General features: G+C 73.5%; 13 protein-coding genes. 9 read left to right on the forward strand and 4 right to left on the reverse strand.

Annotated elements, in window-relative coordinates:
* The 7 genes from I4I78_RS19500 to I4I78_RS19530 all read left to right on the forward strand — a co-directional run.
* The coding region (locus I4I78_RS19500; protein ID WP_218612834.1) for a DUF6049 family protein at positions 1-2,390 on the forward strand (2,390 nt) is incomplete at its 5' end.
* 423 nt (positions 2,391-2,813) lie between these two features.
* The gene (locus I4I78_RS19505; protein WP_218612835.1) at positions 2,814-4,400 is read left to right on the forward strand and encodes a protein kinase family protein; all 1,587 of its coding nucleotides are present in this window, start codon (positions 2,814-2,816) and stop codon (positions 4,398-4,400) included.
* Positions 4,401-4,499: 99 nt separating this feature from the next.
* Positions 4,500-5,048, forward strand: coding sequence for an RNA polymerase sigma factor SigM (gene sigM, locus I4I78_RS19510; RefSeq protein WP_218612836.1), 549 nt, complete (start codon positions 4,500-4,502; stop codon positions 5,046-5,048).
* The gene (locus I4I78_RS19515; protein ID WP_218612837.1) at positions 5,045-5,599 is read left to right on the forward strand and encodes a hypothetical protein; all 555 of its coding nucleotides are present in this window, start codon (positions 5,045-5,047) and stop codon (positions 5,597-5,599) included. The genes sigM and I4I78_RS19515 overlap by 4 nt, the downstream gene beginning before the upstream one ends.
* Positions 5,600-5,774: 175 nt before the next feature.
* Positions 5,775-6,785 carry a thioredoxin-disulfide reductase gene (trxB, locus tag I4I78_RS19520; protein ID WP_218612838.1) on the forward strand — a complete coding sequence of 337 codons (1,011 nt, stop codon included), beginning with the start codon at positions 5,775-5,777 and terminating at the stop codon, positions 6,783-6,785.
* Between the two features lie 57 nt (positions 6,786-6,842).
* Positions 6,843-7,172, forward strand: coding sequence for a thioredoxin (gene trxA, locus I4I78_RS19525; protein ID WP_218612839.1), 330 nt, complete (start codon positions 6,843-6,845; stop codon positions 7,170-7,172).
* A 201-nt stretch (positions 7,173-7,373) separates the two neighbouring features.
* Positions 7,374-8,525: an N-acetylmuramoyl-L-alanine amidase gene (locus I4I78_RS19530; protein ID WP_218612840.1), complete on the forward strand. Its 1,152-nt coding sequence runs from the start codon at positions 7,374-7,376 to the stop codon at positions 8,523-8,525.
* A gap of 103 nt (positions 8,526-8,628) precedes the next feature.
* On the opposite strand, the gene I4I78_RS19535 is transcribed toward I4I78_RS19530, so the two are convergent.
* Positions 8,629-9,285, reverse strand: a complete 657-nt coding sequence (locus I4I78_RS19535) for a GNAT family N-acetyltransferase (protein WP_218612841.1) — start codon at positions 9,283-9,285, stop codon at positions 8,629-8,631.
* Positions 9,286-9,482: 197 nt separating this feature from the next.
* Between I4I78_RS19535 and I4I78_RS19540 the strand changes: the two genes are divergently transcribed.
* Positions 9,483-10,850, forward strand: coding sequence for a PLP-dependent aminotransferase family protein (locus I4I78_RS19540; protein WP_218612842.1), 1,368 nt, complete (start codon positions 9,483-9,485; stop codon positions 10,848-10,850).
* 67 nt (positions 10,851-10,917) lie between these two features.
* Complete coding sequence (locus I4I78_RS19545) at positions 10,918-11,865, forward strand: D-alanine--D-alanine ligase (protein ID WP_218612843.1); 948 nt, start codon at positions 10,918-10,920, stop codon at positions 11,863-11,865.
* A gap of 1,070 nt (positions 11,866-12,935) precedes the next feature.
* Here I4I78_RS19545 and I4I78_RS19550 read toward each other — a convergent pair.
* The 3 genes from I4I78_RS19550 to rsmG all read right to left on the reverse strand — a co-directional run.
* Positions 12,936-13,928 carry a ParB/RepB/Spo0J family partition protein gene (locus I4I78_RS19550; RefSeq protein WP_218612844.1) on the reverse strand — a complete coding sequence of 331 codons (993 nt, stop codon included), beginning with the start codon at positions 13,926-13,928 and terminating at the stop codon, positions 12,936-12,938.
* Positions 13,929-13,933: 5 nt separating this feature from the next.
* Positions 13,934-14,836: a ParA family protein gene (locus tag I4I78_RS19555; RefSeq protein WP_308252226.1), complete on the reverse strand. Its 903-nt coding sequence runs from the start codon at positions 14,834-14,836 to the stop codon at positions 13,934-13,936.
* Between the two features lie 52 nt (positions 14,837-14,888).
* On the reverse strand, positions 14,889-15,538 hold a 650-nt coding region (rsmG, locus tag I4I78_RS19560), incomplete at its 5' end, for a 16S rRNA (guanine(527)-N(7))-methyltransferase RsmG (RefSeq protein ID WP_218612845.1).

A 15,538-nucleotide genomic window follows, 5' to 3' on the forward strand; every position in this document is an offset into this window, starting at 1 on the left:
CCGCCATGACCCCGCGCGTGGTGACCGGCGCCGGTCCACCCGAGCTCGTCGTGACCGGGACCGTCACCAACACCGGCACCACCCCCGTCGAGTCGCTCGGGGTCCGGGTGCAGCGCGGACCGGCGGTCGCCGGCGAGGCAGCGCTGCGCAGCGCGCTCGACGGCGAGGGCGGAGTCGACGACATCACCCCGGTCTTCGCCGACCTCGGGACGCTGGCCCCGGGCGCGTCCCTGCCGTTCCGTTACGCCGTCCCGCTGACCGGTGACCCGGCCCGGACGCTCGCCCTGGCCTCCACCGGCACCTACCCGCTGCTGATCAACGTGAACGGTTCCACCGGCGGCGAACGCTCCCGGGTCGCCGCGGCCCGCATGCTGCTGCCGGTCTCCGGGCTCCCCGGGGCGCCCCGGGCCGAGCCGCAGACCGCGACACCGTTCACGATGCTCTACCCGATCGCCGACACGCCGCACCGGATCCCGCCGGTCCCCGGCCAGGTACCGGTCCTGACCGACGACGACCTGGCCGCCTCGTTCGGACCGGGCGGCCGGCTGCGCGGGCTTCTCGATGCGCTGGCCGCGCAGGCACCGACCGGCTCCCCGGTACGCGCCGCGACCTGCGTGGCCGTCAACCCCGAGCTGGTGGCCACGGCCAACGCCATGCGCCGGGGCTACGAGGTCTCCACCGGTGCCGGAGGGGCGACCGTGCCGGGCCGCGGCGCCGACGCCGCCGGACGGTGGCTCGACGACCTCTCCGCCACCGCCCGCGGCAGCTGCGTGCTGGCGCTGCCGAGCTCGGACGCCGACCTGGTGGCGCTGGTCCGCGGCGGCGGGGCCGACCTGGCGCGGGCCGCGGTCGAGCAGGGGCGGGCGAACCTCGCCCGGGACCTGGGCACGACCGTCCTCGACGGCGCGGTCTGGCCGGCGGGCGGGGTGCTCGACGAGCCGACCCTGGCCGCGCTGAACGGCCCGTCGTCGGTACTGCTCTCCGCCGACGGGCTGGGCGGGACCGACGCCGCCCGGACCGCGGGCGTCGTCCCGATCGCCGGCGCCGAGGACGGGACCCGGGCGGTGATCACCGACCCGCTGCTCACCGAGGCCGCGACCGGACCGGTCGGCCGCGACGGGACCCGCGGGCAGAACCCGGAGGTACCCGCCGGTGGCGCCGGGCCGATGAGCAGCCAGGACCTGGTCGGTGCACTGGCCTTCCGGTCCGAGACCGGGCCGGGTACGGGCCCCCTGGTCGTCGCGCCACCGCACCGCTGGGGCGCCGACGGCGCCGCCGGGGCGGCCCTGCTCTCCGCGGCCGCGTCGCTGATCGGCGAGGGCAGGCTGGCCCCGACCGGTCTCGCCGCGGTGACCACCAGCGGGCCGGTGGCCGACACGGGCACCGCGCGGCTCTACTACCCGGTGCAGGCCGGCGGCCGGGAGATCTCCGCGGACGCGGTGGCCGCGGTCACCGAGCAGGACCGGTCGATCGGCGAGCTCCGTGCCGCGGCCGAGGCCCGGACCGGTGTCGGGGCCACCCCGGCCGAGGTGTTCGACCCGCTGCGCCTCGGCATCCTGCGGGCGGTGTCCACGGCCTGGCGCGGGCGTCCCGACCTGGCCGAGCGCGAGGCCGATGTGGTCGCCTCGCGCATCGAGGGGCTGCGCGGCTCGGTCCGGGTGCTGGAACCACCGAGCCCCTACTCGCTCGGGACGAGCGACGCCCCGCTGCTGCTCACCGTGGCGAACGGGCTCCCGGTGACGATGAACGTGCGCATCGTGCTGTCCAGCACGTCCGGGTTGCGGGTGGCGCCGATCCCGGCGCAGGCCGTCCCGCCGCTGGGACGGGTCCAGGTCCGGGTCAGTGCGAAGGTCACCCGCGCCGGGCAGTTCAGCGTGGACGCCGGGCTGCGCACACCGGACGGCGCGACGCTCGGCCCGGACACCCGGCTGCGCGTGCGCTCCACCGTCTACGGGACGGTCACGGTCTGGCTGACCGCGGTCGCCGGGGCCGTGCTGGTGGTGCTCGTGGCGCGACGGGTGCTGCGCCGGATCCGACCGGGCCAGGGGCCGGGTCCGAGTGGCGGCTCCGGGCCGGACGGCTCCGGTGGTGGCGGTCCGGACGGCGGCCCGCCGGACCCGGCGACCGCCCGGGGTGCCGCCGCACCGCCGCGCCGCGCTCCCGTCCCGACCGGCGCCGCCCCGATCGGGGCGCGCAGGCCGACGCCGCCCGCGCCCGGGTTCCCGGGCGGCGACGCGGACCCGAACCGCCGGACGACGCCGATCCGTCGCGACGGGCCCCCGCCGGGCCCGCAGATGCCACGACCGCCGGAGCCGGGCGGGGCACCGCGCAGCGGCGACCCCGGCCCCGCGGGCCGGCGCGGGCCCGACGACTTCCGGACACGACCGTGAGACCGCTCACCGCAGCACGGCCTCCGTCCGCCCCCGGGCGACGTCTGCCCGGCGCAGCCACCGCTGACGTGGCGATCAGTCCGACGTGGTGGACGCCACGTCCCGCCGCGGCGCGCCCGACCTCACTTCCGGCTCGTCCGGAAGGGCAGGGGTGACGTAGTCTTGAGCGGTTGGCGGGACCCCGGACGACGTGGGAGGTCGAGGCCGTTGAGCGGGCAGACGGAACAGCGCCCTGCCCCACTCGGTCGGCTCGACCCGTCGGAGGAGCCGGTTCCACCGGTTGCCGGTCCCGACGCGACCGCCGACGAGCAGGTGGAGACGACGGGTGACCAGGTCGGCGAGCCGCCGACCCGCACCGTCGACACCGATGACGGCTCCGTAGCCGAATCTGCGGAGACGCGTCGGCCCCGTCCGACCCCCCGGGTGCCCGAGCAGGCCCGGCCGACCGAACGCATCCCGGCTGCCCGCGACGTCGTCGGCACGACGTCCGGCTCGACCCTGACCGACCGCTACCGGCTGCTCCAACGGGTCGGCTCGGACCTGGGTGCGGGCGCCGAGTTCTGGCGCGCCGAGGACACCGTCCTGCGCCGCCCCGTCGCGATCACGGTGCTGCGCCGCCTGCCCGTCGACGACCGCTCGGACGACCCCGAGGGCGCCGCCCGCGCCGGGGACATGGTCGTGCGCGCGCTGCGGTCCGGGTGCTTCGAGCACGCCGGCAGCGCACGCCTGCTCGACGTGCTCGCACCGGGCAGCCACGGCCTGCCCGACGACGTGCTCGGTGCTGCCGTCGCCGAATGGGTGCCCGGCCGGAGCCTGTCCGAGGTCGTCGCGGCGGGCCCGGTGCGCGCCCTGCGCGCCGCCCGGATCCTGGAGCCACTGGCCGCCGCCGCGATGGAGGCCCACCAGCAGGGTCTGGTCCTGGGCTGCGACCACCCGCAGCGGGTGCGGATCACGCCGGACGGGCGGGCCCAGCTCGCGTTCCTGCTGCCCCGGCCCTCGCTCACCGCCGCGGACGACGTCCGCGGCCTGGGTGCGGTCCTCTACACGCTGCTGACCCGGCGCTGGCCGCTGTCGGTCGCCGACGCCGCCCGCGCCGAGCTGGTCTCGGCCGAGCGGACGCCGTCGGGTGCCCTGCGTTCCGCATCGGCCCTGCGTCCGGGCGTCCCGCTGGAGCTGGACACGCTGTGCACCGGCGCGCTGGGCCAGAGCGAGGGGCTCGGGCGCGTGCACACCGCGGCGGCGGTGCACCGGTTGCTCACCGAGGTGCTGGCCGAGGACGAGGAGGCGGCCCTGTTCCCGCCGGTGCACGACGGTGCCCCGGCCGAGCCGGACGACGTCTGGCAGGACGAGGACCGCGTCGCCGACACCCGCCGGGACCCGGTACGCCGGCGCAACCTGATGATCGGCCTGTCCGTGCTGGCGGTCTGCGTGCTGCTCGTGCTCGGGTACCTGGGCGTGCAGCTCGGTTCCCTGTTCGGGGCGGGCGGGGGGCCGGCGCCGATCGTCGTCAACGCCCCACCGGTCGCCGCTCAGGCCCCCGCGGCCGTGGGCACGGCGCCGGCCGCGCAGTCGCCGGTGACCAACGTGGCGGTGGGCGTGTTCGACCCGACCGGCGACGGCGACAACGCCGACGACGTCTCCGCCGTGACCGACGGCAACCCGGCGACCAGCTGGAAGACCCAGCAGTACCTGCAGCCGTTCCCTGCGCTCAAGCCGGGGGTGGGCGTCATGGCGTCGTTCGTCTCCGCCGAGCAGCTCTCCCAGCTGCGGATCGACTCGCCCAGCGCGGGCTCCGTGATCGAGGTCCGGTCCGCTCCGACCGCGGACACCGAGTTCTCCGAGACCATCCCGGTCACCACCGTGACCCTGCAGCAGGGCGAGACCGTGGTCCCGCTGACCGACAGCCAGCCGACCCAGCACCTGCTGCTGTGGATCACGAAGCTGGGCGGTGGCGGCACCACGAACGTCACCCAGCTCGACGACGTCACGTTCGACCGGGCCGTCCGGTAGCCGGTCGGCGTCCCGGCCGGTACCGGCCGGCGTTCACGACGGTGACCGATCGGTCCCGTTCGGCCACGGCCGGGCCGTCACGCTGCCTACCGTGCGCCCGTGACCACCTCGATCGGCTCCGACCGGGAGCTGCTCGCCGACCACCTGGCCGGGGTCACCGGTGCGTTCGACGAGCTGTTCCGGCGCTACCGGGACCGTCTCTGGGCCGTCGCGTTCCGGACCCTCGGCGACCGTGCCGACGCCGAGGACGCCGTCCAGGAGGCGTTCCTCTCCGCGCTGCGGACGCGCAGCTACCGTGGTGACGCCGAGGTCGGGACCTGGCTGCACCGCATTCTCGTCAACAAGTGCATGAACCGGATGCGCCGCGCGCGCCGTGACCCGGTCACCGGCGACGGGCCGTTCGACCGGCCGGGGCGGGGACCGGATCTCTCGACGGCCGTGACCAGCCGGCTCGCCCTCGACGGTGCGCTGGCGCTGCTGGCGCCCGAGCAGCGCGCGGCCGTCGTGCTGGTGGACGCGCTGGGATACCCGGTCGCAGAGGCGGCCGCGATCCTCGAGATCCCGCCCGGAACGGTGAAGAGCCGATCCGCGCGGGGCCGCGCACGGCTCGTCGCACTGCTCGCGGAGGCACAGGAGGGACGACGGTGAGCCACCGACCGGACCACGACACCGCCGGCGCTCCCGCGCCGGGCGACCTCGACCGCATGCGCGCCGAGCTCGCCGCCCTCGGCGCGCCCCCCATGCCCGCCGACGTCACGACCCGGATCGGCGCCGCGCTGGCGGTCGCCGCGGGGGACCGCACCCCGGCCCGGCGCCTGCGGCCCGCCCTGTTCGCCGGGCTGGCGGCGGCCGTGGTCGCCGGCGTCGCGGCGGTCGCGGTGACGGTCGGTGCGCCGGCCGCGCCCCGCGTCGCGAGCGAGGAGAGCGACCTGCGGGCCGCCGGCGCCGACGCACTGGGGGCGCCCGACGCCGGGGCGCTCACCGACCCGGTCCGGCGCCGGTCCTGTCTGACCGCGGCCGGGGCAGCGGACGCCGGGGCGCCCCTGCTCGGCGGGCGGCCGTACACGGTGCGCGGGGAGCCCGGCACGCTCCTGGTCCTGGGCACCGGGGTCCTCGGACGGTTCCGGTTCGTCGTCGTCGACGCCGGGTGCGGGCCGGCGAGCGGCCGGCTGCTGGCCTCGACGACCGCCGGCCGCTGACCCCGGGGGACACCGCGCCCCGGGCCGGTCGACCCGCACGCGAGCACCCGCCGGAATGGAAGTTGCCTAGGATCGCGTTGAAGGGTTCAGCGGCGGAGGACGGGGAACTACCCGGGCCACAGCGCCGCGACGACCGACAGCCCGGCGCAGTGCGCCGGACGTCCGCAGGGGAGGAATGCGACCCGTGACCACCGACACGGTGCACAACCTGATCATCATCGGGTCGGGTCCGGCCGGGTACACCGCAGCGGTCTACGCCGCGCGCGCCCAGCTCGAGCCGATCGTGTTCGAGGGCAGCCAGTTCGGCGGCGCCCTGATGACGACGACCGAGGTGGAGAACTACCCGGGCTTCACCGACGGGATCATGGGCCCGGACCTGATGGAGCAGATGCGCGGCCAGGCGAAGCGTTTCGGCGCGGACCTGCGACCCCAGGACGTCGACTCGGTGAAGCTCGACGGCGCCGTCAAGGAGGTCGTGGTCGGCAAGGAGACGTTCCGTGCCCGCGCGGTCGTCCTGGCCATGGGTGCCGCCCCGCGCTACCTGTACGTGCCCGGTGAGCAGGAGCTGCTCGGCCGCGGCGTCAGCTCGTGCGCGACCTGCGACGGGTTCTTCTTCCGCGACCAGCACATCGCCGTGATCGGCGGCGGGGACTCCGCGATGGAGGAGGCCACGTTCCTCACCAAGTTCGCCGAGACCGTCACGATCATCCACCGGCGCGACGACTTCCGGGCCTCGAAGATCATGCTCGAGCGCGCGCAGAACGACCCGAAGATGCGCTGGCGGACCAACGCCACGGTCACCGAGGTCACCGGCGAGGGCGCGGTCCGGTCCCTGCAGCTGCGTGACACCGTCACCGGCGAGACCGACACGCTCGACGTCACCGGCATGTTCGTCGCGATCGGGCACGACCCGCGCAGCGCGCTGGTGACCGGTCAGGTCGCGACCGACGACGAGGGCTACGTGACCGTCGACGCGCCCGGGACCCGCACGAACGTCGACGGCGTGTTCGCCTGCGGCGACCTGGTCGACCACACCTACCGGCAGGCGATCACCGCGGCCGGGTCCGGCTGCGCGGCCGCGATCGACGCCGAGCGCTGGCTCGCCGCCGGCTCGGTCGACGCCGAGATGGCGGGCGGCGGCTACGGCGCGACCGAGGCCGAGAAGGTCGCCGAGACCGTCCACTGATCCACCCTCCACTGATCTCCCCCAGGACTCCACACACCGCACCGAAGGAGAAGGCCGATGGCCGGAAACACGATCGACGTCACCACGAGCTCGTTCAGCGATGACGTCCTGAACAGCGACAAGGCAGTTCTGGTGGACTTCTGGGCCACCTGGTGCGGCCCCTGCAAGATGGTCGCCCCGGTCCTCGACGAGATCGCGGGCGAGAACTCCGAGAAGCTCACCGTGGCCAAGCTCGACATCGACGCCAACCCGGAGGTCGCCCGCGACTACCAGGTGATGTCGGTACCGACCATGATCCTGTTCTCCGGCGGCAAGCCGGTGAAGCAGATCGTGGGGGCCAAGCCGAAGGCCGCGCTGCTCGCGGACCTGGCCGACCACATCGGCTGAGCTCGATCTCACCGCGCGTAGATGTGCGGTCACGCTGCGTGTCCCGGCTGATCACGGCCGGGACACGCGCGTGTTCGCCCCGCTGTGCCTCGTTCGTGCGCGGGCAGGGCACAATGGTCCCCGGCTGACGGACGAATCGACCGCCGTCGCCGGCAGGAACGACGCGCCGACCCGGCGCCACCGACATCGAGCGAGGGGTGCATGCAGCTGCTCCGGCGCGGGGACTCCGGTCCGGCCGTGGAAGAGATCCGGGAGAAGCTGGGGCAGCTCGGCCTGCTGGTCGACACGCCACAGTCGCGTGGGTACTTCGACGCCGACGTGGACCATGCGGTCCGCGTCTTCCAGCAGGGTCGTGGCCTGATCACCGACGGGATCGTCGGCCCGGACACCTACCGCGCGCTGCGCGAGGCCGGGTGGACCCTCGGGGACCGGATGCTCTCGTTCACCCTGTCCAGCCCGACCAGCGGTGACGACGTCGCCATGTTGCAGGAGCGGCTCCTCGAGCTCGGCTACAACGTGGGCCGGCCGAACGGCATGTTCGACCAGCAGACCGAGCAGGCGCTGTGCCGCTTCCAGCGCGACTACGGCATGACCCCGGACGGCGTGTGCGGCCCGGAGACGCTGCGGGCGTTCCGCCGTCTCGGGCGCAAGGTCACCGGTGGACGCCCCAGCCTGCTGCGCGAGCAGGAGCTGCTGCGCCGGGCCGGCCCGCGGATGCGCGGCAAGCGGATCGTGATCGACCCGGGTCACGGCGGCCCGGACCGCGGCGTCGAGATCGCCGGCGTGAACGAGGCCGACCTGATGTGGGACATGGCCCGCCGGATCGCCGGTCGGATGTCGGCCACCGGCATGGAGGCGTTGCTGTCCCGGCAGGAGACCACCTGCCCGACCGACGTCGAGCGCGCCCAGTTCGCCAACGACGTCGGCGCCGACCTCGTCGTCTCGCTGCACACCGACGCGAACCGCAGCATGCACGCGGAGGGTCTGGCGACCTACCACTTCGGCAACGGCTCCGGCACGACGTCGACGGTCGGCGAGGCGCTGGCCGGTCTGATCCAGCGGGAGCTGCTCACCCGCACCCCGATGCTCGACTGCCGTAGCCAGCCGTGCACCTGGGAGCTCGTGCGCCGGACCCGGATGCCCGCCGTGCGGATCGAGGTCGGCTACCTGACGCACCTGGGCGACCGGCGCAGGCTGCTCGACCCGGAGTTCCGCGACATCGTCGCCGAGGGCGTGCTGGTGGCCGTCAAGCGGCTGTACCTGCTCGGTCAGGACGACCAGCCCACCGGCACCTTCACGTTCTCCGACGTGCTGGCGCGCGAGTTCGGCAGGGACCAGATCAGGGCCATCTAGGCCCGCCCGACCCTCGCCCGGCCCCTCCGGCCGGGCACGTCGTGACAGCCGGTCAGAGACCCTCTCAGGGCGCCCTCAGATCGTCGCTGAGCCCTTCACCGGATCAGCACTGTCCTACTCGGACCGGGGTCCGGCGCTCGACCGGCGCCGGGACCTGCACCGGGATCGTCACGGTGTTGAACAGCTGTTCGAGCGCCGCCTCGACGCCCTGCTTCCACTCCAGACCGGAGCGGAGCTCCATCCGTAGCCGGGGCCACCGGTGGTGCGGGCGTACGGTCTTGAAGCCGACGGCGCGCAGGAACTCGGCCGGGACGACACAGTCGGCCTCGGTGCCCGGGCGGGCGTCGCCGAACACCTCGACGGCCTTGACGCCGCGGCGGGTCAGGTCCTTCACGACGGCCTGGGCGAGCATCCGCCCGAGACCCTCACCGGAGAACTCCGGCATGATCTGCATCGTGGTCAGCAGGACCGCGTCGGCGCTCACCGGACCGGTCGGCATCTCCGTCGCCCGCGGCACGGCCGACGGCGGCGCGTAGATCACGTAGCCGGCGGGGACCCCGCCCATGTGCACGATCCGGCCGCAGGAACCCCACTCCAGGAGCACCTCGGAGAGCCAGGCCTCCTTCTCGAGGTCCGTCGTGCCGTACTCGTCGGCCTGCTCGGCGCCCCGCGAGGAGAGTTCCCAGTAGACGCAGTTCCGGCAGCGCTTGGGCAGCTCACCCAGATTGTCCAGATTGAGCGGGGCCACATGCCAGGACACGGGAACCTCCGGCCGTCGAGTCGCGCTGTCGAGTCGCGTTCGGGGGACCCCCGCCGACCGACCGCAGCCTAATTCGATCCAGCTCCCGGCGCACCCCGCGTGCTGCCAGAGGTGTGTGACCCACGACGAAGGGCAGGATGATCACCTGACCCGGTTACACTCGGGCGGTCCGACCCACCGCCTTCCAGGGGAGCGCCATGTCGTCGCCCGATCGCCCGCAGCAGTCCACCGACCTCCCGGTGACCGCGGCGGCAGCGGCGGCAGCTCCCCGCCGGAACCGGCCGGACCGGGTATCGGCACCGACCGAGCGCTTCGCCGCCCGGACCGCCGCCATGACGGCCTCGGAGATCCGGGCGTTGTTCGCGGTCGCCAGCCGGCCCGAGGTCGTCTCGCTGGCCGGCGGGATGCCGAACCTCGCCGCACTCCCGCTGCAGTCGCTCTCGTCCGAGGTGGCCGACCTCGTCACCGAGGACGGCCTGACGGCGCTGCAGTACGGCTCCGCCCAGGGCGTGCCGGTGCTGCGCGAGCAGATCTGCGACGTCATGCGCGAGGAGGGGGTGGAGGGCGACCCGAACGACGTCGTCGTCACCGTCGGCTCGCAGATGGCGCTCGACCTGCTCACCCGGATCTTCATCGACCCGGGCGACGTCGTGCTGGCCGAGGGGCCGTCCTACGTCGGCGCGCTGGGCAGCTTCGCCGCCTACCAGGCACGCGTCGTGCACGTCGCGATGGACGAGCACGGCCTCGTCCCGGAGCGCCTGCGTGAGGCCCTGCGGACGCTGGCCGCGCAGGGGATCACCCCGAAGTTCCTGTACACGATCCCGAACTTCCACAACCCCGCCGGCGTGACGCTGGCCGTCGAGCGGCGGCCGCGGATCCTCGACATCTGCCGGGACTTCGGCGTGATGGTCATCGAGGACAACCCGTACGGACTGCTGGGCTTCACCGGGGAGGTGTACCCGGCGCTGCGCTCGATCGACCCGGACGTCATCTACCTGGGGTCGTTCTCGAAGACGTTCGCCTCCGGCCTGCGGGTCGGCTGGGCGCTGGTCCCGCCGCTGGTCCGGGACCGGCTGGTGCTCGCCGCCGAGTCCGCGACGCTGTGCCCGCCGAGCTTCACGCAGATGTTGGTGTCCCGGTACCTGTCCCACCACGACTGGCGCAGCCAGGTGAAGACGTTCACCGAGAACTACCGCGAGCGCCGGGACGCGATGCTCTCCGCCCTGGAGACCTACCTGCCGGAGGGCTGCAGCTGGAACGTCCCGGACGGCGGCTTCTTCGTGTGGCTGACCGTGCCCGAGGGCGTGGACACCAAGGCGATGCTGCCGCGCGCGGTGACCGCGCGCGTCGCCTACGCGTCCGGGACCGGCTTCTACGCGGACGGGTTCGGCAGCCGCCAGCTGCGTCTCTCGTTCTGCTACCCGACCCCGGAGCGGATCACCGAGGGCGTCCGCCGGCTCGCCGCCGTACTGGAGGCCGAGCTCGACGTCGTCCGCACGTTCGGTACGTCGGCGCGCACGGAACTGACGCGCGGGCCGCAGAGCCCGTCGCCCGACACCACCTGAGTCCTCCCCTCCGACCTTCGCCGGTCCCGCACGGACGCGGGATCGGGGAAGAGAGGACAATGCCCCGGTGACCGATCGAAACGTTGCCGTCCTGGCCGGAGGCCTGTCCCACGAGCGAGAGGTGTCGCTGCGATCAGGGCGACGTCTCAGCGGGGCGTTGCGAGCCGTCGGCGTGGAGGTCCGCGAGTGGGACGTCGACGGCTCGCTGCTCGAGCGCCTGCGCGACGACCGCCCGGACGCCGTGGCGATCGCGCTGCACGGTGGCGAGGGGGAGAACGGGGCCGTCCAGGCCGTGCTGGAGCTGCTCGGGATCCCGTTCGTCGGGACGCCGTCGCGCGCCTGCCGTCGTTCGTGGGACAAGCCGGGCGTGAAGGCCGAGCTCGTCCGCGCCGGCCTGAGCACCCCGGACTGGGTCGCCCTTCCGCACTCGACGTTCCGTGAGCTGGGCGCGAAGGGCGTCCTGGACGCCATCGTGGAGCGGCTCGGACTTCCCCTGGTACTCAAGCCGGACCAGGGCGGGTCGGCGCTGGGGGTGCAGATGGTGCAGGAGGCGGCCGACCTCCCGTCCGCGATGGTGAGCTGCCTGGCCTACGCCGACACCGTGCTGGCCGAACGCCACGTGCGGGGTACCGAGGTCGCGGTCTCGGTCGTGCACGACGGTGACGAGCCGCGCGCGCTGCCGCCGGTCGAGGTCGAGGTGCCGTCCGGGTTCTACGACTACACCTCCCGCTACACCCCCGGCGCCGCCTCGTTCCACTGCCCGGCCCGGCTGCCGGAGCCGACACTGACGAACCTGCGGGAGACCGCACTGCGCGCGCACGACCTTCTCGGCCTGCGCGACGTCTCCCGCATGGACGCGATCGTCACCGACGACGGTCGGGTCCAGATCCTGGAGATGAACGTGTCGCCGGGTCTGACCGACACCTCCCTCCTGCCGACCGCCGTCGCGGCCGCGGGCGAGGACCTGGCCGGTGTCTACCGCGCGCTGATCGAGCGGGCGGCCGACCGCGCCTGACGTGTTTCACGTGAAACAGGCCGGTACGCGATGCACGCCGATGTCGGCGCCGGGCCGTGTTTCACGTGAAACACTGCGCTGCGGGGCGTCCCCGAGCGGTCGATCGCCCTGTCCGGCGCCCGCACGGCCCGCAGGCGGCGCCCGACAAGGATCGAGCGCCTGCGGACCGCAGTCCGGCCGTACGGCTCGGATCAGGCGTCTGCCGCCGATCGACGACCCCTCCACGGCTCGTTCAGGGCCAACCAGGTGCATCCCGGACGACCGCGCCCCACCTACCCGGGTAGGTGAAACTCGCCGGTCCACGGCCGGTACAGGGCGCCCTCAGATCGCCGCTGAGCAGATTAGGCCTCATTTCGGGACATCACCGCACCGAGGCAGCGACCACGCAGAGAGCGACTGAGAGCCGCTGCCCGTCGGGGATCGCCCCGAACGAACCGCCGAGCACTCCCACGAACCTGCAACCACGCGACGAGCGAGCCACAACGCCGCACCGCACGACGGTCCGAGGACGGTTGCTCGACTCGATCGCCGCGTGTGGATCGCGTTCGGATCGACGACATCCGGACGGGCGCACCGTCGCGGGACGTAGGCGTCGGCTTCACCCCTGCGTCGCGATCCGACCGCTCCGCACGAGGACGCCGACCCGAGAGACGGCGGAACACCTGGTTGCGTCTCCACCCTGTGATACCAGGCGGTCGTCGACGTCGCGTGAGCAATCCCGGCGCGGGGGAGGGGCGGCGCCTCGGTCCGTGCGGGCCGGCCGCCACCGGGGGCGAGCGACACACTGTGTCTGCACCGGCCGGCCCGATCCACGGAGCCGGTGCCTCCCTCGACGACGCCGGCGAGATGGTGTGCCGCGTCCACCCACGATCCGCCAGGCGTGCCCGCTCCGGGTCCCCCGTGGCGGCGAAGCCGATCGAGGGGCACGTTCTGACGGCCGCATCAGTCATCGTGTTGCGCTCGAACGGAGAGGCGGGCGTAGCCGCGACGAGCACGGCCGGACCGGGATCGACGGTGACGCAGAGGCCGATGCACGGCGTGGTTTCACGTGAAACACGCCGGGGGAGCGGTCAGTCGCGTCCCTGCACACCCATGATCGAGGCGATGCGCTCGAGGTCCTCGACCGAGCCGAACTCGACGACGATGCGTCCCTTGCGCTTGCCGACCTCGACCCGCACCTGGGTGTCGAAGGCGTCCGACATCCGGTTCGCCACGTCGGTGATCTCGGCCGGGGTCTCGGTCACCCGCCGCTTCGGCCGCTCCTTCGCGGGACCTTCCTGACGGGCCAGCACGACGGCCTCCTCGGTCGCCCGGACCGACAGTCCCTCGGCGACGATCCGCGTCGCGAGGTCCTCCTGCCGACCTGCGTCCTCGAGCCCGAGCAGGGCGCGGGCATGTCCGGCACTGAGCACCCCGGCCGCGACGCGCCGCTGCACCGTCACCGGCAGGCGCAGGAGACGGATCATGTTCGTGACGACCGGACGGCTACGACCGATCCGGTCCGCGAGCTCGTGGTGGGTCACCCCGAACTCCTCGAGCAGCTGCTCGTAGGCCGCCGCCTCTTCGAGGGGGTTCAGCTGAACCCGGTGGATGTTCTCCAGGAGTGCGTCGCGCAGCATCGCGTCGTCGGCGGTGTGCCGGACGATGGCGGGCAGCACCTCCAGGCCGGCGCGCTGCGCGGCACGCCACCGGCGCTCGCCCATGATCAGTTCGTAGTCCCGGCCGTTCCACCGGACCACGATCGGCTGCAACAGGCCGAACTCACGGATCGAGTGCTCGAGCTCGGCGAGGTGCTCGTCGTCGAACTGGGTGCGTGGCTGCTTCGGGTTGGGCACGATCCGCGCGAGCGGGATCTCCCGGTACTCCGCGCCGCCGTCCACCACCGACGGCGCGTCCACGGCCGAGCGGTCCTCCGACAGGGGAGTGGTCCCGGACGAGGCCGGATGGTCCAGTGACGCGGAGCCGCCGACCCCGGGGCGGGACGGGGCGCCGGGCTCGGCGACCGGGCCGGTCGGGATCAGGGCCGCCAGGCCGCGACCGAGGCCCCCCTTGCGTTCGGCCATCGGCTCTACCGTCCGTTCGTGCGACCGGGGTCGGCCCGGAGGTTGGCACCGTACTCGGCGATCTCGCGGGCCGCGTCGACATAGCTCATCGCCCCGCGGGAGCCGGGGTCGTAGTCGAGGACGGTCTGGCTGTAGCCGGGCGCCTCGGAGACCTTCACGCTGCGCGGGATCACCGTGCGCAGTGCGGTCGGTCCGAAGTGCTGGCGTACCTCGGAGGTCACCTGGTCGGCCAGCTTGGTCCGGCCGTCGTACATCGTCAGCAGGATCGTGGAGACGTGCAGCGACGTGTTCAGGTGCGACCGCACGAGGTCGATGTTGCTCAGCAGCTGACCGAGCCCTTCCAGCGCGTAGTACTCGCACTGGATCGGGATCAGCACCTCCGCCGCCGCGACGAGCGCGTTGACCGTCAGCAGGCCCAGCGACGGCGGGCAGTCGATCAGGACGTAGTCCACGTCGAGCTCGGCCAGCGCCTCGTCGGTCAGCGCCTGGGACAGGCGCGCCTCCCGGGCCACCATGCTGACGAGTTCGATCTCGGCACCGGCCAGGTCGATCGTCGCCGGCACGCAGAGCAGGTTGGGCGATGCGGAGCTCTGTGCCGCCGCCTCCCGCAGCGGGATCTCGCCGAGCATCACCTCATAGACCGACGGCGTTCCGGTGCGGTGCTCGACACCGAGCGCGGTGCTGGCGTTGCCCTGCGGGTCCAGGTCGATCACCAGGACGCGGATGCCGTGCATGGCCAGCGCCGCGGCCAGGTTGACGGTGCTGGTCGTCTTCCCGACGCCGCCCTTCTGGTTCGCCACGGTGAGGATCCGCCGCGAGGTCGGCCGCGGCATCCCGTGCTTGTCCGGATGCAGGACGCGGGCGGCCCGCTCCGCCTCCTCTGCGATCGGGGTCCAACCGAGGCTCACGCCAGGCCCTCTCTCCGATGTTTCACGTGGAACAGCCGATTTCGTAGCCTACTCATCGTCGCTGCTCCTTCCTCCGGTTCCGGCCGGCGACGCCCGGTTTCGATCGACTCTTCACCGATGTCCGCTCGATCGCGACCACCGTCGTCGGTGGGTCGACCACCCCGGCGCCGCACTCCAGGACCCGCGGTTCGCCACCACCGAGCGTGCGGACCGCAGCACGGTCCCGCTCGATCTCCTCGGCCACCGAGGCACCCTTGAGCGCCAGCATGCTCCCGCCGTGACGGACGAGAGGCAGGCAGAGACCGGTGAGCCGGGCCAGCGGCCCGACGGCGCGTGCGGTCACCACGTCGGCTCCCTCCCATCGTCGCAGAACGGCGGACTCCTCGGCCCGACCCCGTTCGACGGCGATCGACAGACCCAGATCCTCGATGACCTCGTCCAGCCAGTCCACCCGCCGCGCGAGCGGCTCCACGAGAACGATCCGCAGATCCGGGCGGGCCAGAGCCAACGGTATCCCGGGAAGGCCCGCTCCCGAACCCACGTCCACGACCTTCGCCCCCTCGGGGACGAGTTCCCCCAGAACGGCGGAGTTCAGCACATGCCTGTCCCAGAGCCGGTCGTTCTCCCGGGGACCGATCAGCCCGCGTTCGACACCCGACCCCGCGAGGTGCTCGACGTAACGGACCGCGGACGCGAGCCGGT

Source organism: Pseudonocardia sp. KRD291 (genome assembly GCF_019263595.1).
Lineage (GTDB): Bacteria > Actinomycetota > Actinomycetes > Mycobacteriales > Pseudonocardiaceae > Pseudonocardia.